The organism is Variovorax sp. PDC80 (genome assembly GCF_900115375.1).
In the GTDB taxonomy this organism is placed as follows: domain Bacteria; phylum Pseudomonadota; class Gammaproteobacteria; order Burkholderiales; family Burkholderiaceae_C; genus Variovorax.
Genome location: NZ_FOWG01000001.1, coordinates 892,234 through 910,472, shown reverse-complemented (window position 1 = coordinate 910,472; position 18,239 = coordinate 892,234). Strand labels below are relative to the sequence as shown.

Annotated in this window: 17 protein-coding genes; 5 read left to right on the top strand and 12 right to left on the bottom strand. The window is 69.5% G+C overall.

Annotated elements, in window-relative coordinates; genetic code table 11:
* Position 1: 1 nt before the first annotated feature.
* The 3 genes from BM109_RS04075 to BM109_RS04065 form a co-directional block, all read right to left on the bottom strand.
* Positions 2-1,072 (bottom strand): MSMEG_0568 family radical SAM protein, encoded by a 1,071-nt coding sequence (locus BM109_RS04075; protein ID WP_093341245.1) that lies wholly within the window; start codon positions 1,070-1,072, stop codon positions 2-4.
* Positions 1,035-2,114, bottom strand: a complete 1,080-nt coding sequence (locus tag BM109_RS04070) for a Nit6803 family nitrilase (protein WP_093340762.1) — start codon at positions 2,112-2,114, stop codon at positions 1,035-1,037. Before BM109_RS04070 ends, BM109_RS04075 begins: the two co-directional genes overlap by 38 nt.
* Before the next feature lie 143 nt (positions 2,115-2,257).
* Entirely contained in the window at positions 2,258-2,740 is a 483-nt protein-coding gene (locus tag BM109_RS04065; protein WP_093340760.1) for an MSMEG_0572/Sll0783 family nitrogen starvation response protein, read from the bottom strand.
* A 380-nt stretch (positions 2,741-3,120) separates the two neighbouring features.
* Between BM109_RS04065 and BM109_RS04060 the strand changes: the two genes are divergently transcribed.
* On the top strand, positions 3,121-4,524 hold the full coding sequence (locus BM109_RS04060) for an aminotransferase-like domain-containing protein (protein WP_093341244.1): 1,404 nt from the start codon (positions 3,121-3,123) through the stop codon (positions 4,522-4,524).
* Here BM109_RS04060 and BM109_RS04055 read toward each other — a convergent pair whose 3' ends face one another.
* Positions 4,525-4,917 (bottom strand): VOC family protein, encoded by a 393-nt coding sequence (locus BM109_RS04055; RefSeq protein ID WP_093340758.1) that lies wholly within the window; start codon positions 4,915-4,917, stop codon positions 4,525-4,527.
* A 198-nt stretch (positions 4,918-5,115) separates the two neighbouring features.
* On the opposite strand from BM109_RS04055, the gene BM109_RS04050 reads away from it, so the two are divergent.
* Both BM109_RS04050 and BM109_RS04045 read left to right on the top strand, forming a co-directional pair.
* The gene (locus tag BM109_RS04050) at positions 5,116-6,534 is read left to right on the top strand and encodes a surface-behavior sensor histidine kinase ShkS (RefSeq protein ID WP_057594426.1); all 1,419 of its coding nucleotides are present in this window, start codon (positions 5,116-5,118) and stop codon (positions 6,532-6,534) included.
* A gap of 155 nt (positions 6,535-6,689) precedes the next feature.
* Positions 6,690-7,901: a PKD domain-containing protein gene (locus tag BM109_RS04045; RefSeq protein ID WP_093340756.1), complete on the top strand. Its 1,212-nt coding sequence runs from the start codon at positions 6,690-6,692 to the stop codon at positions 7,899-7,901.
* Between the two features lie 84 nt (positions 7,902-7,985).
* Here BM109_RS04045 and BM109_RS04040 read toward each other — a convergent pair whose 3' ends face one another.
* The 8 genes from BM109_RS04040 to BM109_RS04005 form a co-directional block, all read right to left on the bottom strand.
* Positions 7,986-8,585, bottom strand: coding sequence for a response regulator transcription factor (locus tag BM109_RS04040; protein WP_057594424.1), 600 nt, complete (start codon positions 8,583-8,585; stop codon positions 7,986-7,988).
* Positions 8,586-8,659: 74 nt separating this feature from the next.
* Complete coding sequence (locus BM109_RS04035; RefSeq protein WP_093340754.1) at positions 8,660-9,997, bottom strand: tryptophan--tRNA ligase; 1,338 nt, start codon at positions 9,995-9,997, stop codon at positions 8,660-8,662.
* Between the two features lie 26 nt (positions 9,998-10,023).
* Positions 10,024-10,695 (bottom strand): site-2 protease family protein, encoded by a 672-nt coding sequence (locus tag BM109_RS04030; RefSeq protein ID WP_093340752.1) that lies wholly within the window; start codon positions 10,693-10,695, stop codon positions 10,024-10,026.
* Positions 10,696-10,739: 44 nt separating this feature from the next.
* Positions 10,740-11,375 carry an L-threonylcarbamoyladenylate synthase gene (locus tag BM109_RS04025; protein ID WP_093340750.1) on the bottom strand — a complete coding sequence of 212 codons (636 nt, stop codon included), beginning with the start codon at positions 11,373-11,375 and terminating at the stop codon, positions 10,740-10,742.
* A 15-nt stretch (positions 11,376-11,390) separates the two neighbouring features.
* The gene (locus tag BM109_RS04020; RefSeq protein WP_093340748.1) at positions 11,391-12,398 is read right to left on the bottom strand and encodes a DMT family transporter; all 1,008 of its coding nucleotides are present in this window, start codon (positions 12,396-12,398) and stop codon (positions 11,391-11,393) included.
* The gene (locus BM109_RS04015; RefSeq protein WP_093340746.1) at positions 12,365-13,222 is read right to left on the bottom strand and encodes a 3',5'-nucleoside bisphosphate phosphatase; all 858 of its coding nucleotides are present in this window, start codon (positions 13,220-13,222) and stop codon (positions 12,365-12,367) included. The genes BM109_RS04020 and BM109_RS04015 overlap by 34 nt, the downstream gene beginning before the upstream one ends.
* A gap of 95 nt (positions 13,223-13,317) precedes the next feature.
* Positions 13,318-14,388, bottom strand: coding sequence for a transporter (locus tag BM109_RS04010; protein WP_093340744.1), 1,071 nt, complete (start codon positions 14,386-14,388; stop codon positions 13,318-13,320).
* A 13-nt stretch (positions 14,389-14,401) separates the two neighbouring features.
* Entirely contained in the window at positions 14,402-16,042 is a 1,641-nt protein-coding gene (locus tag BM109_RS04005) for an inorganic phosphate transporter (protein WP_093340742.1), read from the bottom strand.
* A gap of 158 nt (positions 16,043-16,200) precedes the next feature.
* On the opposite strand from BM109_RS04005, the gene ppk2 reads away from it, so the two are divergent.
* Together ppk2 and BM109_RS03995 are read left to right on the top strand one after the other, a co-directional pair.
* Positions 16,201-17,130: a polyphosphate kinase 2 gene (gene ppk2 / locus BM109_RS04000; RefSeq protein WP_093340740.1), complete on the top strand. Its 930-nt coding sequence runs from the start codon at positions 16,201-16,203 to the stop codon at positions 17,128-17,130.
* A gap of 59 nt (positions 17,131-17,189) precedes the next feature.
* The gene (locus BM109_RS03995; RefSeq protein WP_093340738.1) at positions 17,190-18,236 is read left to right on the top strand and encodes an extracellular catalytic domain type 1 short-chain-length polyhydroxyalkanoate depolymerase; all 1,047 of its coding nucleotides are present in this window, start codon (positions 17,190-17,192) and stop codon (positions 18,234-18,236) included.
* Positions 18,237-18,239: the final 3 nt, after the last annotated feature.

The window sequence follows — 18,239 nt, the reverse complement described above, 5'->3', positions numbered from 1 at the left end:
CTCAGGCCTCGTAGACGGACAAGGAAGAACACGCGCCGCACTTGCCGCAGCCGGCCTTGATGTCGGCCGAGCGCAGCCCGGCGGCCGCGACGCGCCGGCCCAGCGGCTCGAGCAGCGACTTCATGAACTCGGGCGTGGGGGCGGGATGGTCCTCGAGCGGCGTGCCGCTGATCGGCACGAAGGGCACGACGAAGGGATAGACGCCGCGCGCGAGCAGTTCGTCGCAGATCGAGAGGATGGCCTCGCGCGAATCGCCGAGACCCGCGAGGATGTAGGTGCTGACCTGGCCGCGGCCGAACACCGCCACCGCGGCCTCGAAGGCGCTCATGTAGCGCGACACCGGCACGCTGGCCTTGCCCGGCATGATGCGTTCGCGCACCTCGGGCGTGACCACCTCCAGGTGCATGCCCAGCGTGTCGATGCCCGCGGCCTTCATGCGCTGGAACCAGCGGTCGTCGTCGGGCGGCTCGCACTGGCCCTGGATCGGGATGTCGACCGCGGCCTTGATCGCGAAGGCGCTCTCGCAGAGCACGGCCGCGCCGCGGTCGGTGGCGTTGGGCGTGCCGGTGGTCAGCACCATGTGCTTCACGCCGTCGAGCAGCACGGCCGCGCGCGCCACCTCGGCGAGCTGCTGCGGCGTCTTGTGCGCGATGGTGCGGCCGGCCGCGAGCGACTGGCCGATCGCGCAGAACTTGCAGCTCTTGCGCCGGCTCTCGTAGCGGATGCAGGTCTGCAGCACGGTGGTGGCGAGCACGTCGCTGCCGTGCAAGGTGGCGATGTGCGAATAGGGCACGCCATCGAAGGTCTGCATCGCATAGAAGCGCGGCTGGCGCGGAAAGGCGATGTTCGCGATCGGGATGCTGCCGCGCATCACGCGGCTCACGCCCTGCGCGTCGGGCGCCTCGGCCGTGAACGGCGAATGCCAGGCGCTGGCGGTGTGCACCGGCACCATGATCGTGTGGCCGTCGACCAGCACGGCCTTGTGGTCCGAGGGGCCGGCGCCGCCGCGGCGGCTGGCGGCACCCGCGCCGGGATCAACCAGCCGCAACCCGAAGGACTGGAGCTCCGTCATCAGCTGGCGGCTGTCCACCTGCGCGGGATTCGGTGCGGGATTCGGTGCGAGGGCTGCGGTCGTCGTCATGGTCGGGGCTCCGTGGGTGGGAAGAAAGGGTGTGCATCGGCACGGTGGTGACCGCGGGCCGGTCGTCGATGGCGAGCGAGAGCAGCTCGGGGCGCGCGTAGTGGCCCACCGAATCCATCATTCGCTTGCGCTTGGCGATCAGCGCCATGTCGAGGTCGGCGATCACCATGCCCTCGCCCTCGGTGAGCGGCGGCGCGAGATGCCGGCCCTCGGGCGAGACGATGGCCGTGTGGCAGCCGCCGCGCAGTGCCTTCTGCAGGTTCGGGTCGGGCGTGACGCTGCGGATCTGCTCGTCGCTGAGCCAGCCGGTGGCGTTGACCACGAAGCAGCCCGACTCGAGCGCGTGGTGGCGGATCGTCACCTCCATCTGCTCGGCGAAGATCGGGCCCACCAGCGAGCCCGGGAACTGCGCGCAGTGGATCTCCTCGTGCTGCGCCATCAGGCTGTAGCGCGCCAGCGGGTTGTAGTGCTCCCAGCAGGCCAGCGCGCCGACGCGGCCGATGGCGGTGTCGACCACCTTGAGCCCGGCGCCATCGCCCTGGCCCCAGACCATGCGCTCGTGGTAGGTCGGCGTGATCTTGCGGCGCTTGAGCGCGAGCGTGCCGTCGGCGTCGAACACCAGCTGCGTGTTGTAGAGGCTGCCGTGGTCGCGCTCGTTCACGCCGAGCACCACCACCACGCCGCGCGCGCGCGCCCGCTCGGCCACGGCCTGCGTGACCGGGCCGGGCACCACCACCGCGCGCTCGGCCAGCAGCAGGTGCGGCGCGCCCTGCAGCACCGGCGGCAGCACGAAGCTGAAGTAGGGGTAGTAGGGCACGAAGGTCTCGGGAAAGACCGCGAGCTGCGCGCCCTTTGAAGCGGCTTCGTCGATCGCGCTGCACACCCGATCGAGCGTGCCGTCGGGACGGTCGAAGTCCGGCGCGATCTGGATCGCCGCGGCGCGGACGATGCGGGAAGAATTGGAGGTCCCCATCGCCGCACCTCAGCACGATGCCGCGGCGAGCGCAGCGAAGCCCGTTCGGGAAACACCGCGGAACCGGCTTTGCCGGGCCGCTGGTGTTGCCCCCTTGAGGGGGGAGGCGGCTACACGAAGTGAGCAAGCAACGGGGGTGGGCATCACAGCGTCCAGGTGTCGAGGATGAAGGCGTTGGCCTTGCGGTGCAGCAGGATCAGGTCGAGCACGTCGAGCGGGTTGATCGGCTTGATGCCCTCGATCAGCGCGCCTTCGCCGTGGCCGTAGAGCGCCTGCAGCGCGAAGCGGCAGGCGTAGACCTTGCCGCCCTCGGCGATGAAGGTGGCGATCTGCTTGTTGAAGTTCTGATGGCCCGGGAAGGCCTCGTCGCCCAGCGTCGGGAAGCCGCGCTGCACGCCCAGCGTGACGCCGGGGCCGTAGAGCAGGATCGAGGTCTCGAAGCCCTTGCGCTTGAGGCGCGTGGCCTGCAGCAGGTTGACGAAGCCGATCGAGCCTTCGAAGGCCACGGTGTGGAAGGTCACGAGCGCCTTCTCGCCGGGCTCGGCCTTCACGTCTTCGAACACCTTCTCTTCGTAGTCGACGAGGAACTCGCCTTTTTCGTTGCGGGGACGGGTCACGGTGGGCATGGGGTACTCCGGTGAAAGGGATGAAGGAGAGGAACGCAGCAGCGTCTGCGCGCCTTCTTCTTCGCATGCCATGTGCCAAGGCGCGGGGCCCGCGATGCAATCAAGTTGCGATCAAGGCGCAGCGGTGCCGCATGCGGGCGCGAAAAATTTCCGCGCGACTGCCGCGAGCGGGTCGCGCGGCGTTCGCGGCGGGCCGGGCCGCACCGTGGCGAAGCGTTCGGCGTGCGATCAATGCACCCGATCAATGGGGTTGATCGCACCCGTCCGAGGCATCGCCGGCCCTGGGAACCCCCAGGGGACGGGCACGTTTCCTGCGGGTTGATCGGTCCCCCGATGCAATCAATGGATGCAATCAAGTGGCCGCCACCGACACCGCCCCGATCGCCCCCATCACGCTGCACTGGCGCAAGCAGCTGCGCGCCAGCGCCAAGCCGGCCTACCTGCTGCTGGCCGACCTGATCGCCGACGACATCCGCACCGGCCGGCTCGGCGCGCGCGACCGTCTGCCCACGCTGCGCGAGCTGGCCGCGGACCTGCAGCTCAACTACACGACCGTGGCGCGCGGCTATGCCGAGGCGCGCAAGCGCGGGCTGATCGACTCGCGCGCGGGCACCGGCACCTTCATCCGCACCGGCAGCCCGAGCCTGCGGCTGCGCGGCGGCAGCGGCGCCGAGATGACGATGAACATGCCGCCCGAGCCGCGCGACGAGCACCTGGTGGCGCGCATGCACGAGGGCGCCGCGCAGGCCTTCGCGCAGGCCGACCTCTACGACCTGCTGCGCTACCAGGACTTCGGCGGCACGGTGCACGACCGCGAGGCCGCGATGCAGTGGCTGCGCCCGCACGTGCCCGAGGCCGGCGTCGACCGCATCCTCGTGTGCCCCGGCATCCACGGCGTGCTGACCGCGCTGATCTCGCAGCTCGCGCGGCCCGGCGAGCTGGTGTGCGTGGAGTCGCTGACCTACCCGGGCATCAAGGCCATCGCGGCCCAGCTCGGCGTGCAGCTGCATGCGCTGCAGCTCGACGACGACGGCCCGATCGCCGATGCCTTCGAGCATGCCTGCAAGACCCTGAAGCCCAAGGCGCTGTACTGCAACCCGACCCTGCTCAATCCCACCACCGGCACCGTGAGCCGCGCGCGGCGCGAGGCGCTGGCCGACGTGGCGCTGCGCTACGCGGTGCCGATCATCGAGGACGACGCCTACGGCATGCTGCCGCGCCAGATGCCGCCCACGCTCGCCACGCTGGCGCCCGCGCTGACCTACTACGTCACCGGCTTCTCCAAGTGCTTCGGCGCGGGGCTGCGCAGCGCCTATGTCTGCGCGCCGACCGCGCGCCAGTCGCAGCGGCTCGCGGGCGCCCTGCGCGCCACCACGGTGATGGCCTCGCCGGTCACCAATGCGCTGACCACGATGTGGGTCGAGGACGGCACGGCCGACGCCATGCTGCAGGCGGTGCGCGCCGAATCGGCCGCGCGCCAGCTGCTGGCCGCGCGCCATCTCGGCGGCCACGGGCTGCAGGCCCATCCCGAGGGCTTCCATGCCTGGCTGCCGCTCACGCCGGGCTGGAGCCCGGTCGAGTTCGCCTCCTTCCTGCGCACGCGCAACGTGGGCGTGGTCGCGAGCGCGGCCTTCTCGACCGACGGCGATCCGCCCGACGCGGTGCGCATCTGCCTCGGCGGCCCGATGTCGCGCGAGGAGTGCGACGACGCGCTGCGGCTGATCGCGGACACGCTGACGCATCCGCTGCATCCGCACGCGACGGTGCAGGAAAGAGCCTTCTAGCTATGCAGGGTCGTGGCAGCAGACGCAGAGCTTGTTGCCATCGGGATCGCGGAAGTAGGCGCCGTAGTAGTTGGCGTGGTAGTGCGGGCGCAGCCCGGGCGGGCCCTCGCAGCGCCCGCCGTGGGCCAGCGCCGCGGCATGGACGCGGTCGACCGTGGCGCGGTCGGCCGCCAGCAGCGCGACCATCTGGCCGTTGCCCACCGCCGGCTCCTGGCCGTCGAAGGGCGCGCCGATCAGGAACAGCGGGCGCGGCGCATCGGGGCGCTGCCAGCCGGCCCAGGGGCGGCTGTCGTCGCGAAAGCGCAGCGCATGGCCGAGCTCGGCCATGAGGGCGGCATGGAAGCCGAAGGCGCGCTCGAAGTCGCTCACGCCGAGGAATACGTGGGAAAGCATGGCGGCAGGCCCGGGAAGCTAGGGGGACGGCCATCGTGCCTCAAGGGCCGCGCTATCCCGGCCGGTTGTTACGGCGTGAAACACCGGCCTACAGCCCGGTAAGATCGCCGGACTGGCCGGAACGCCGTTCCGGCCGCCGGCTCCACCCGCACCCTCATCCATGGTTTTGGCCCGCTACCGAAGAAAAGGCGCTGCCTGATGGCGACCGCCGCCTCGATCACCAGCCTCACGCCCGTGCCGGCCTCCGCCGACGAGGCCGAGGCCTGGGTGCGCGGCGAGCTGATCCGCAGCCTGATGCGCTCGGCGCGCGGCTCCTACCTCGTGTCGGGCACCTTGATGGTCGGCATGGCGGCGCTCAACTGGTCGGCGTTGCCGCGCTGGGAGGTGCTGACCTGGCTCACCGCCGGCCTGATCTCGATGGCCTGCCGGGCCTGGGCCGCGCGCGTGTACGCGGTGCGCTACGTCGGGCGCAGCGCGCTGGCGCAGCAGCAGTACGCCGACCGCTATGCCTTCGTCTGGACCGCCAGCGCCTTCGTCTGGGGGTTGTCGGTGCTGCTGTTCTTCGAGCGCGTGCCCCAGGTCAACCAGTTCATCAGCTGGCTGGTGATCGCGGGCGTGGCGACCTCGCCGCTCAACGGGCTGGCGCTGCACCCGCCGCTGCTCAAGCGCTTCGTCAACACGTTGTTCGCCACCGTGCTCGGCTCGGTGCTGGTGCGGCTGGTGGTCATCAACCTCGAGCATCCGCAGTTCCAGTACGGCTTCCTGCTGCCGATCCTGCCCACGCTGCACTGGTACCTGCTGCTGCGCGCCGGCCACCACATCCACGAGACCGCGCGCAACAGCCTGGAGCTGCTGTTCCACAACCACATCCTGATCAAGTCGCTGACCCAGCAGCGGCAGGCGGCGGTGGCGGCCGTGGCGATGAAGAACCGCTTCCTCGCGAGCGCCGCGCACGACATGCGCCAGCCGGTGCTGGCGCTGTCGCTGTACGCCGACTGGCTGCGCAACGAGCCCGAGCTGGTGCTCGAGCTGGCACCGAAGATCGTGCGCGCCACCCATGCGGTCAATGCGCTGTTCGATTCCATGTTCGACCTCGCGCGCATCGACTCGGGCCAGGTGCGGCTGCACATCGAGCGCGTGGACATCGCCGAGCTGCTGCAGGACCTCGAGCTGCAGTACCGCCCCGTGGCCGAGAGCAAGGGCCTCGACTTCCGCGTCCACGTGACCGAGGGCAGCTTCCTCACCGACCCGATCCGGGTGCGCCGCATGATCGGCAACCTGCTGGCCAATGCGATCAAGTACACGCCCGAGGGCGGCGTGCTGCTGGCCTCGCGCCGCACCCGCGAGGGCATGCGCGTGGAGGTCTGGGACACCGGCATCGGCATCGCGCCCGAGCACCTGCGCGACGTGTTCCTCGAGTTCTACAAGGTGGCCGACCATGCCGGCACCTCCGACGGCTTCGGCCTCGGCCTGGCGATCGTCGCTCGCCTGTCGCACGTGCTGGGCCACCCGGTCAGCGTGCGCTCGCGCCTGGGCAGCGGCAGCGTGTTCCGCGTGGCGCTGCACGATGCGGACGAGGCGGTGGCGCAGGCGCGGGTGAGCGCGGCGGTGGGCTGAGAGCCTCCGCGTCGTCGGGCCGACCTAGGGATTTGGCGCAGGGCCGAGGTGCCCGCTGCTGTTATCTTCCCCGCCATCTCGAAACGGAACCGCAGAGCCGCATCCAGCAGGCCGTTTCCGTTCTTTCAAGACAGGGCACGGGAGGGCCCGCAGAGATGATCCACAAGTTCAGATACGCCGTGGGAGCGGCCTTGGTCGCGATGTTGTGCGCATGTGGTGGCGGAGGCGGCGGTGGTTCCGCCGGTTTCGCTTTCCTGCCGCCGGTTGCTCCGCCCGCGACCGGCGGGCCTTCCGGTCCCTCCGGCCCCTCGGAACCCGAAACCCCCACGCCCACCGACAACGCGCCGCCGGTCGCCGCGGCCGCGAAGGCTTCGGCGGGCACGCTGGGGCTGGTCGCCACGCTCGATGGCAGCGGCAGCAAGGCTTCGGCGGGGCGGTCGCTCAGCTATGCCTGGATGCTGCAGTCCAAGCCGCTGGGCAGCCAGGCGGTGCTGGCCGATGCGAATGGCGCGAAGCCGTCGCTGCTGCTCGACGAGCAAGGCGACTATGTCGTGCGGTTGGTGGTGAACGATGGCGTGAAGGACAGTGAGCCGGCGTACCTCACCGTCACGCCCGTGCTACCCGCCGCTACAGGTCCACTGTTCAAGTTCGCGCTGGTCGAAACCGTCGCCGCGGTCGATCCAGGCCGATCGGGCTCGTACTCGGACTGCCAGGCCTGGCGCGCTGGAGACCATGTACGCGACTTCTGGCCGGTCGACGTCAACGCGAGAGATTGCAACAGGGTAGGAAGCCTTCCATCCGATTTCGAGGTGCGGTCGCGCGGGCTCGGCAGCCTGTTCGGGCTCGAGCCCGAGCGTTTGCCCGTCTTCATTTCCACGGTCCTGGGAACGCCCAGGCTGGGCGTGTTTCCCGCGGATGCGCCAGCGACACCGGTCAGCACGAGCTATGAAATTTCGCCGGACATCGTTGCGCTGGCACGCACGCCATTCGGCAAGAGCACGGGCGCGTCGCTCTACTTCTCGCTCAACGGCAATCGGATGGTCTACCAGCCCGACGATCCGCGGGTTCTGCCGGTGCGTCCGAAGGCGCGCTATCGGATCGTGGGTGCGGTGCTGCCCGAGAACGCGCCCGAGGGCTGGGAGGCTGCCGTGGAGATCACGGTCCGGTTGCGCGTGAATGCCAGCGACCTCCTCACGCCGGTCGCGAGCTTCGACGTCTACTCGAAGCGCTTCAGTGCGGATTTCTCGGAGGACGTGATGCTCGATCTCAACGCGGCTGTCTATCCGCAAGCAGCCGGGGCGACGCAAGCGAGCTATCTGCTCGAGGTGACGCAGCAGGTGGCCTATCAGCGCAAGACGCTGCCTTGAGGCCGGAACCGACACCGCCCCGCGCCTGAAACGAAAAAGCCGCGCCCAGGGGCGCGGCTTTTTCACTGCACTGCCGCCAGGGCCTCAGCCCGACAGCAACCCGTTCGTGCGCGCGTAGTGCAGCGCCTGCGTGCGGCTCTTCACGCCGAGGCGGCGGAACAGGCGCCACAGGTGCACCTTCACCGTGTGCTCGCTGATCTCGAGGTCGGTGGCGATGTCGCGGTTGCTCATGCCCTTGTCGAGCATGGCGATCAACTGGGTCTGGCGCTTCGAGAGCTTGCTGTTGCTGGCCAGCGGCGGCTCGTCGGTTTCTTCCGAACCGGCCATCAGCAGGCCGCGCAGGGCCGCCGCCAGCTCGGCCGAGCTGGCCGACTTCTCGATGTAGGTGTCGGCACCGGCTTCGATGCAGGCGTCTTCCATGTCGGCCGAGGGCGCCGCCGAATAGACGGCGATCGGCACGTTGGGATAGACCTGCTTGACCGCGATCACGCCCGAAACGCCGTTGGTGTCGGGCAGCTTCAGGTCGAGACAGAAGAGCGTGGGCGCTCCGCGCTGCGCGACGGAACTCGCGAGCTTGTCGAGCCGTTCGAGCTCGACGATGTTCTCGGCCGGACGAAGGCGCCGCAGGACCATCACGATCGCGTCGCGCATCAGGGGGTGGTCGTCGATGACATATATGCTCATGTTTTCTTCCTTTGTGATCGCACCGTCTTCTCTCTTCACGTCCACCGGCGGATGGGCCGATGGCGGTTGCCGGATCATCCGCCCTTGGTGGTGGCGGTGGCCTCCGACAGTGCCTCCAGCGCCTCGCTCGCGGCGCGCAATCCTTCATCCGTGGCGATCGGCTCGAGCCGATCCGCATAAGTCGTCAAGGCCGCGCCGCGCTGCTCCTGCAGCGCCGCGATGGTACGGCCGGCCTCTTGCGGCGAGGCGAATGCTCGGCTCTGCAGCAGGGTTTCGCCGCTCGCGTCGAGCAGCTTGAAATAGAACATCCCGTCGCGTTCGCGGTACTGCTTGAAGCCGGCCTTGCCGGCCCCCTTGCCGCCCTTGCGCGCCTTGGCGCCATCGCCCGCGTCGGCCAGGTTGCGCAGGCCGACCGCATGGCGCAGTCGCGTCATGAACGGGCGCGACAGCGCGCGCGCCTTGTCGGCACCGACGAGCAGCGTGCGCTCGATCTGCGCCGGGTCGGCCATCAGCGCCTCGTAGCGCTCGCGCAGCGGCGCCACCTCGCGGTCGATGCGCTCGAACAGCACCTGCTTGGCGTCGCCCCAGGCGATGCCTTCGGCGTAGGACTTGCGCAGCGCTTCCGTTTCGTCGGCGCTCGCGAAGGCCTGGTAGATCTGGAACAGCGCCGAGCCCTCGGTCTCCTTGGGCTCGCCGGGCGCGCGCGAGTCGGTCACGATGCTCGCGATCTGCTTCTGCAGCTGGGCGCGCGGCGTGAACAACGGGATCGTGTTGTTGTAGCTCTTGCTCATCTTGCGGCCGTCGAGGCCGGGCAGGGTGGCGACGGCCTCGTCGATCTCGGCGTCCGGCAGCGTGAAGTGATCGCCGTAGAGGTGGTTGAAGCGCTGCGCCATGTCGCGCGCCATCTCGATGTGCTGCACCTGGTCGCGGCCCACGGGCACCTTGTGGGCGTTGAACATCAGGATGTCCGCGCCCATCAGCACCGGGTACATGAACAGGCCCGCCGTGACGTCGGCATCGACGTCCTCGCCCTTGGCCGTGTTCTTGTCGACCTGGGCCTTGTAGGCATGGGCGCGGTTGAGGATGCCCTTGCCGGTGACGCAGGTCAGGAACCAGGTGAGCTCGGGGATCTCGCCGATGTCGGACTGGCGGTAGAAGGTCACGCGCTCGGGATCGAGCCCGCAGGCCAGCCAGCTGGCGGCGATCTCCAGCGTGGAGCGCTGGATCTTCGCGGGCTCCTGCACCTTGATGAGGGCGTGGTAGTCGGCCAGGAAGAAGTAGCTCTCGACGCCGGGTGCGACGCTCTGGCGCACCGAATGGCGGATCGAGCCGACGTAGTTGCCGAGATGAGGCGTGCCGGAAGGCGTGATGCCGGTGAGGACGCGCAGCGGGGAGGGGGAGGACGAAGCCATGGTCGGAACTGGAAACTAACGCAACATCAACGCAACAGGGCCTGCAGCGGCCCGATCAGCAGATCGAGCACCTCGTAGCCCACGCTCATCAGCGGCATCAGCCAGAACTTGCTGACGATGCCTGCGAGCACCAGGCCCATCACGATGAAGAAACCGTAGGGCTCGATGCGAGCGAGGAAATTCTGCGCCGGCCCGTTGGGCAGCAGCCCGGCCAGCACGCGGCCGCCGTCGAGCGGCGGCAGCGGGAAGAGGTTGAAGGCCCACATCACGAGGTTGACCAGCACGCCGCCCTGCGCCATCTTGACGAAGAAGGGCTCCTGCACGCCCACGCCAATGAGCACCGCCCAGACCACGGCCCAGAGGATCGCCTGGATGAAGTTCGAGGCCGGACCGGCCAGGGCCACCCAGACCATGTCGCGCTTGGGATGGCGCAGCCGGCCGAAATTGACCGGCACCGGCTTGGCATAGCCGAACAGGAAGGCGCCCGAGGTCGCGAAGTAGAGCATCAGCGGCATCAGGATGGTCCCGATGGGGTCGATGTGCTTCATCGGGTTGAGCGTGACGCGGCCCATGACCGCCGCCGTGTTGTCGCCGAGGTAGCGCGCCACGTAGCCGTGCGCGGCTTCGTGCACGGTGATCGCGAAGATCACGGGCAGCGCATAGATCAGGACCGTCTGTATCAGATTGGAGATATCCACTGCGAGATTGTGTCAGACGGAACAAGAGAAGAACGAGGGTCGCATCACAGGCCCAGCACCGAGAGCGCCCCGCGCCCCTGCCGCACCACCACCGGATCGTCGCCGCTGCCCATGGGCGTGAGGTCGACCACGGTGGTCGGCTGGGAGGGGCAGGCGCCGGCGTCGATCACGCCCGCGATCTGCTTCTCGAAGCGCTCGCGGATGATCTCGGCGTCGTTGAGCGCCTCGGTCTCGCCGGGCGCGATCAGCGTGGTGGCCAAAAGCGGCGCGCCATGCAGCGCCAGCAGCTCGAGCAGCACCTTGTGGTCGGGCACGCGCAGGCCGATGGTCTTGCGCTGCGGATGGCTCACGCGCCGCGGCACCTCCTTGGTGGCCTCGAGCAGGAAGGTATAGGGGCCGGGCGTGGCGGCCTTCAGCAGGCGGTACTGCTTGTTGTCGACGCGCGCGTAGTTCGCGAGCTCGCTGAGGTCGCGGCAGATCAAGGTCAGGTGGTGCTTGTCGTCGACCTGGCGGATGCGGCGCAGCTGGTCGACCGCATCCTTGTCGTCGAGGTGGCAGGCCAGCGCGTAGCTGGAGTCGGTGGGCACGGCGACGATCTCGCCGCGCTGCAGCAGCGCCGCGGCCTGCTTGAGCAGCCGCTGCTGGGGGTTCTCGGGGTGGACTTCGAAGTACTGGGCCATGAAAAACGCTCCTGATCAGGATTCCGCCGGTTCGATCGGCACGCGGCGCTCGCGCACGGTGAGCCAGGCACCGGCCGCGCCGCAGACCGCGATCATCGCCATGCCGACCAGCGACACGACATCGGGCACGTGGGAGAACATCAGCCAGCCGCCGAGCATCGCGAAGGCGATCTGCGCATAGAGGTAGGGCGTGAGGGTGGAGGCCGGCGCGCGCTGGTAGGCGAGGATCAGCATGAAGTGTCCCACCGTGCCCATCAGGCCCATGAGGCACAGCAGTGCCCACCAGTGCCACGAGGGCAGCGCGGTCCAGGCGAAGGGCACGGCCAGCGAGGCCAGCAGGGTGCCGACCCAGCCGGTGTAGAAGTGCATGGTCAGCGGGTTCTCGGTCTGCGCGAGCTTGCTCGTGAGCACCTGGAACCAGGCGTTGGTCATCACCAGGCCGATCGGCAGCAGGATGGCCCAGCTGAAGGCGCCGCCGCCGGGCCGCAGGATGACCAGCGTGCCCGCGAAGCCGCCCGCCACCAGCGTCCAGCGCAGCGGCGAGACATGCTCCTTGAGCGTGGTGGCCGCCAGCAGCGTGATCACCAGCGGCGCGATCAGCACGATCGAGGTGAACTCGGCCAGCGGCATGTAGCGCAGGCTCATGAAGGCGAACAGGCTCGAGCCCAGCAGCAGCGCCCCGCGCAGCGCCTGGTAGCGCGGATGGGCGGTGCGCAGCAGCGCGGTGCCGCGCAGCGGCAGCAGCACGGCGGTGGTGGCCACGGCCTGGAAGGCATAGCGGAACCACACGCCCATCAGGATCGGCACGCTCGCGGTCGAGATCTTGGTGGCGGTGTCGAGCGTGGCGAAGCAGGCCACGGCCAGCACCACGAGGCCGATGCCGGCCAGGATGCGTTCGGATTCGCGGCTGGAGGCGGCCTGGGCCGCGGCGCGGGCCTGGGCCAGCGCCTGGGTGGCGGCGCTCTCGGTCGCGGTCCCGGACAGCTGGCTCACGCTTGTATTCGGTGAGCGAGCAGTTCCCATACCGGCGTGAGCGAAGCGTGCAGCGGCGGCAGCTTGCCGAGGTCGCAGTGGCTCTCGTCGGGGCTGTGGAAATCGCTGCCGCGCGAGGCGGCGAAACCGAACTCGAGCGCCTTGTCGGCGTACTCGACGTACTCGGCCGGGGTGTGGCTGCCGGTGACGACCTCGATCGCCTGGCCGCCATGCGCCTTGAACTCGAGGAAGAGCGCGTACTCCTCGTTGGCGCTGAACTTGTAGCGGCCCGGGTGCGCGATCACGGCCAGGCCCTTGGCCGAGGTGATCCAGTGCACCGCGTCCTTCAGCGTGGCCCAGCGGTGCGGCACGTAGCCGGGCTTGCCCTCGGTGAGGTACTTGCGGAACACCTCGGGCGTGTCGCGGCAGTGGCCCTGCTCGACCAGGAAGCGCGCGAAGTGGGTGCGCGAGATCAGCTCGGGGTTGCCGACGAACCGCAGCGCGCCTTCGTAGGCGCCCTGGATGCCGACCTTGGCCAGTCCCTCGGACATTTCCTGCGCGCGCTTGCCGCGGCCGCCGCGGGTGTCGTACAGGCCCTGGGTCATGGCGGCGTCGTCGGGGTCGAAGCCCAGGCCGACGATGTGCACGGTCTCGCCCGCGAAGGTGACCGAGATCTCGGTGCCTGTGAGGTAGCGCATGCCGTTCTCGCGCGCGGCGGCGGCGGCGCGGTGCTGGCCGCCGATCTCGTCGTGGTCGGTCAGCGCCCACAGGTCGACGCCATTGCTGGCGGCGCGCACGGCGAGTTCTTCGGGCGTCAGTGTGCCGTCGGACACCACGGAGTGGCAGTGCAGGTCGGCATTGAGAATGGAGGACACCGGTCGATTCTAGGCGCTCCGGCCTGTCGACACGGTCGCATGGGTGCTCGTATTTGCTACTAGATAAATAGCATTAACCGCAGCGGTGGAGCGGCTCAGCGCTTCTTCCTGAAAGCGGCCCAGGCGGCCACCGCGGTGAAGGTGGCGACGATGGCGACCACGATCCAAAAGCCGTGCTTGTGCTCGGCCAGCGGGATGCCGCCGACGTTCATGCCGAACAGGCCGGCCAGGATGTTGATCGGCAGCGCCAGCACCGTGACCACCGTCAGCACGAACAGGCTGCGGTTGTTGTCCTCGTTGACGTTGGCGGCGATCTCTTCCTGCAGCAGCTTGATGCGTTCCTGCAGCGCCTGCATGTCGCGCAGCACCACCGAGAACTCCTCGGTCGCGCCGCGCAGCTCCTGCGTATCGTCCTCTGCCATCCAGCCCGGCGGGCGCTGCAGCAGCCGGAACAGTGCCGCCGGCTCGGGCGCCAGCAGCCGCTGCAGCCGCACCAGCAGCCGGCGCATCAGGCCCAGGCGGGCGCGCTTGTTGTCGAGCCGGCCGGCCAGCAGTTCGTCCTCGATGCGGTCGACGCGGCCGGTCACGCCGCGCACGATCTTCACCAGCACGTCGGCCTGCGCGCGCAGCAGGTGCTCGAGCAGCTCGGTGCTCGAGCGCGGCGCGTCGCCGGCCTTGACCGCGGTGCGCAGCGCGTCGACCGAGCGCAGCGGCTTGCTGCGCGCGGTCACGACCAGCCGCGCGCCGACCGCGATCCACAGCGTCGAGATGTCCGAGGGCTCGAAGCTGAAATCGAAGTGCACGTCGTTGATGACAGCGATCAGCGCATCGTCGGCGCGCTCGATGCGCGTGGAGGGCAGGCCGTCGTGCAGCGTCTCGTAGAAGGTGTCCGACAGCCGCGCATGGCGCTGCAGCCAGCGCTCGGCCTGGGCATGGCTCAGGTTGAAGTGCAGCCACGCATAGGGGCCCGCGTAGGCGCCCTCGGAAGGCGCGGCGGCCAGTTCCTCGTCGGGCGGCAGGGCGTCGAGCCAGGCCGCGGCCTGGCTCGAATCGATCTCGCGCGAGGCGTCGGGGCCCGACGCGCCGGGGTCGAACAGGTAGCCGCAGATCAGCCCGGCTTCGTCGCCGCCATACGAATTGGCGGCCAGGTCATGGAGTGCCGGCAAGGTGCGCGATGCTTCAGAACAGGTGCGTGAAGAACCAGTACAGCCCGCCCGACAGCAGCATCGCCGCCGGCAAGGTCAGCACCCAGGCCAGCGCGAGGTTGCGCAGCGTGGACATCTGCAGGCCCGAGCCGCTCGCGGTCATGGTGCCGGCCACGCCCGAGGACAGCACGTGCGTGGTCGAGACCGGCAGGCCGTACATGTCGGCCGCGCCGATGGTCACCATCGCTACCACCTCGGCCGAGGCGCCCTGGGCATAGCTCAGGTGGGTCTTGCCGATCTTCTCGCCCACGGTCACCACGATGCGCTTCCAGCCGATCATGGTGCCCAGGCCGAGCGCGATCGCCACCGCCACCTTCACCCACAGCGGGATGAAGCGGGTGGCGTCGTCGAGTTCCTGGCGCAGCGCGCCGACGCGGGCCTTGGTGTCGGCGTCGAAGCGCGCGGCACCGCTCTTGTCCAGATGGCGGATCGCCTCGGAGGTCAGGTACATGTCGTTGCGCACGTTGGCCACCGCGTCGGCCGGCAGGCGGGCCAGCGAGCCGTGCTGCTTGACCTGCTGCGCGATGCTGCCGGTGACCGAGGCCAGCGCGGGCACCACCGTGTCGTTGAACTCGCGGGTGCGCACGTAGGTCGCGAGCGAGTCGCGCGCGGCCGCCGGCTGCAGCGCGGGCAGCGAGGTCGGCAGGCTGCGCTGCATCGCGCCCTGCGCCACCTCGGCCACGGCCACGAACTTCACCGTCTGGTCGGCCGGCATGGCGCGGTTGAGCGCATAGGCCATCGGCACCGTGCCCACCAGGATCAGCATGATCAGGCCCATGCCCTTCTGGCCGTCGTTGGAACCGTGCGCGAACGAGACGCCGGTGCAGGTCAGGATCAGCAGGCCGCGGATCCACCACGGCGGCGGCTCGCTGCCCTTGGGTTCTTCATAGAGTGCGCGGTTCTTGACGAAGGCGCGCAGCGCCAGCAGCAGCAGCGCGGCGCAGCCGAAGCCCACCAGCGGCGACAGCAAGAGCGAATAGCCGACCTTGGTGGCCTGCGCCCAGTCCACGCCGCTGGTGCCGTCGCGCCCGTGCATCAGCGCATTGGCCACGCCCACGCCGATGATCGAGCCGATCAGCGTGTGCGAGGAGGAGGCCGGCAGCCCCAGCCACCAGGTGCCGAGGTTCCAGATGATGGCGGCGATCAGCAGCGCGAACACCATCGCGAAGCCCGCGCCCGAGCCCACCTGCAGGATCAGCTCCACCGGCAGCAGCGCGATGATGCCGAAGGCCACCGCGCCGCTGGAGACCAGCACGCCCAGGAAATTGAAGAAGCCCGACCACACGACCGCGAAGTTCGGCGGCAGCGAGTGGGTGTAGATCACCGTCGCCACCGCGTTGGCGGTGTCGTGGAAGCCGTTGACGAACTCGAAGCCCAGCGCGATCAGCAGCGCCACGCCCAGCAGGATGTAGGGCACCCAGGTGGTCATGGGTGCGCCGGAGTCGGAGACGTCGCTCACCAGGCTCCAGGCCGTGTAGAGCAGGCCGACGGCGAGCAGGCCGACGAAGGTGATCAGGGCAACCGGACCGGGCCGGGCGTCGAGCTTCGGGCGGTGGGCTGCGGACCCTGCCGGCGCGGCCGGCATGTCCGTATTCGGGGCGGCGAGCGTGTTCATGGGAGCGTTCTGGAGTGTTGTAGTGGGGAGAAATGGTGTTCGCGCCGTGTGACAACGGCGTGTCGGCCTACGGGAATCGGCCGCAAAACCGTCACGCCGGCGTCATCTGGCCCATGCAGCATGGTTTTCCCCGATCCCGCCACTCTTGCCCTTTCACCATGCCGACGAGCGCCCTTCCCGACCACGAAGAACTGATGCAGCGCATCGCCCGAGACCTCATCGACAGCTACGACGAGGAGCTCGAGCTGGAGATCGAGGACCGCAACATCGACGGCCTCGACGGCGAGCCGGCCAGCACCAACAGCGCTTCCGACAAGGCGGCCCGCCAGGCCTATTTCAAGGAACTGTTCCGCCTGCAGGGCGAACTGGTGAAGCTGCAGGACTGGGTCCAGCACAGCAAGCAGAAGGTCGTGATCCTGTTCGAGGGCCGCGACGCGGCCGGCAAGGGCGGTGTCATCAAGCGCATCACCCAGCGCCTGAACCCGCGCGTGGCCCGCGTGGCCGCGCTGCCGGCGCCCAACGACCGCGAACGCACCCAGTGGTACTTCCAGCGCTACGCGGCGCACCTGCCGGCGGCCGGCGAAATGGTGCTGTTCGACCGCAGCTGGTACAACCGCGCCGGCGTCGAGCGCGTGATGGGCTTCTGCTCGGACGACGAGTACGAGGAGTTCTTCCGCACCGTGCCCGAGTTCGAGAAGATGCTCGTGCGCTCGGGCATCAAGCTCATCAAGTACTGGTTCTCCATCACCGACGACGAGCAGCACATGCGCTTCCTCGGCCGCATCCACGATCCGCTCAAGCAGTGGAAGCTCAGCCCGATGGACCTCGAGAGCCGCCGCCGCTGGGAGGAATACACCAAGGCCAAGGAAACGATGCTGGAACGCACCCACATCCCCGAGGCCCCGTGGTGGGTGGTGCAGGCGGTCGACAAGAAGAAGGCGCGCCTGAACTGCATCAGCCACCTGCTGGGCCAGCTGCCCTACGAGATGGTGCCCCATGCGCCGGTGGAACTGCCGGCCCGCGTGCGCCATGCCGACTACCTGCGCCAGCCGGTCCCCGCGAGCATGATCGTCCCCGAGGTCTACTGACTTCGCCGGGGCAGCGGGCGATCGCTGTCCCGTTCCGGCGCCATGCGTCACACTGCGCCATGGCCCGCCGTTCCACCGCTTCCGTCTTCGCCCGCGCCTACGAGCGCAACCTGAAGGCGCTCACGAAGCTCACGCTGCGCAACAGCCAGCGCGTGGCGGGCCAGGTGCAGCGCGCGACGGCCAAGCGGCTCAAGCCGCCGCCCGGCAAGGGCGACTGGCTCAGCGGCATGGCGATCGGTCCCGGCGGCGCGCGGCGCTATCACCTGTTCCGTCCCGCCGACCTGCATCTGCAGCCCGGCGAGAAGCTGCCGCTCATGGTCATGCTGCACGGCTGCGGCCAGACCGGGCGCGACTTCGCGGCCAGCACGCGCATGAACGCGCTGGCGGCGCGCCAGCGCTTCCTGGTGCTCTACCCCGAGCAGGACCGGCTCGCGCATCCCCAGGGCTGCTGGAACTGGTATGAGCGCCGCTCCGGCAAGGCCGATGCCGAGGCCGCGACGCTGATGGCCGCGGTCGACCAGGCCTGCATGCTCTACCCGGTGGACCGCGAGCGCGTCGCGCTGGCCGGCCTCTCGGCCGGCGCCAGCATGGCGGCGCTGCTGGCCACGCGCTATCCGCAGCGCTTTCGCGCCGTGGTCATGCATTCGGGAGTGGCGCCCGGTGCGGCCAAGTCGTCGGCCACTGCGCTCGGCGCGATGCGCGGCCAGAACGTGCCGCCGATGCCCGTCACCGCCGTCGGCAAGGCGATGGGCGCCGCGGCCGTCCTCGCGACCCTGCCGCCGATGCTCGTGCTGCACGGCGATGCCGATGCCGTGGTCGTGCCCAGCAATGCCGTCAACAGCGCCGCCGTGTGGGCCACGGCCATGGGCGCGCGGCCCGGCGTGGCGCGCGACGTGCAGCGCGGCAAGCGCCGCCCGATGCGCGTGACCGACTTCAAGCGCAAGGGCCGCACGGTGGTCTCGCTGTGCGAGATCGCGGGGCTGGGGCATGCGTGGAGCGGTGGCGCGTCGAAGCTGATGTTCAGCGATGCGGCCGGGCCCGATGCCACGCGGATGGCCTGGGCCTTTGCCATGACGCAGTTCAGGCACGCGGCCAAGCAGGCCTGAGGC

Excerpts from the sequence above, each read along its gene's own strand:
- BM109_RS04035 (WP_093340754.1), bottom strand. The coding sequence starts at position 9,997 with ATGGCTTCGTCCTCCCCCTCCCCGCTGCGCGTCCTCACCGGCATCACG.
- BM109_RS04025 (WP_093340750.1), bottom strand. The coding sequence starts at position 11,375 with ATGGCCCAGTACTTCGAAGTCCACCCCGAGAACCCCCAGCAGCGGCTG.
- BM109_RS04075 (WP_093341245.1), bottom strand. The coding sequence starts at position 1,072 with ATGACGGAGCTCCAGTCCTTCGGGTTGCGGCTGGTTGATCCCGGCGCG.
- BM109_RS04055 (WP_093340758.1), bottom strand. The coding sequence starts at position 4,917 with ATGCTTTCCCACGTATTCCTCGGCGTGAGCGACTTCGAGCGCGCCTTC.
- BM109_RS04065 (WP_093340760.1), bottom strand. The coding sequence starts at position 2,740 with ATGCCCACCGTGACCCGTCCCCGCAACGAAAAAGGCGAGTTCCTCGTC.
- ppk2 (WP_093340740.1), top strand. The coding sequence starts at position 16,201 with ATGCCGACGAGCGCCCTTCCCGACCACGAAGAACTGATGCAGCGCATC.
- BM109_RS04050 (WP_057594426.1), top strand. The coding sequence starts at position 5,116 with ATGGCGACCGCCGCCTCGATCACCAGCCTCACGCCCGTGCCGGCCTCC.
- BM109_RS04020 (WP_093340748.1), bottom strand. The coding sequence starts at position 12,398 with ATGGGAACTGCTCGCTCACCGAATACAAGCGTGAGCCAGCTGTCCGGG.
- BM109_RS04070 (WP_093340762.1), bottom strand. The coding sequence starts at position 2,114 with ATGGGGACCTCCAATTCTTCCCGCATCGTCCGCGCCGCGGCGATCCAG.
- BM109_RS04040 (WP_057594424.1), bottom strand. The coding sequence starts at position 8,585 with ATGAGCATATATGTCATCGACGACCACCCCCTGATGCGCGACGCGATC.
- BM109_RS04005 (WP_093340742.1), bottom strand. The coding sequence starts at position 16,042 with ATGAACACGCTCGCCGCCCCGAATACGGACATGCCGGCCGCGCCGGCA.
- BM109_RS03995 (WP_093340738.1), top strand. The coding sequence starts at position 17,190 with ATGGCCCGCCGTTCCACCGCTTCCGTCTTCGCCCGCGCCTACGAGCGC.
- BM109_RS04045 (WP_093340756.1), top strand. The coding sequence starts at position 6,690 with ATGATCCACAAGTTCAGATACGCCGTGGGAGCGGCCTTGGTCGCGATG.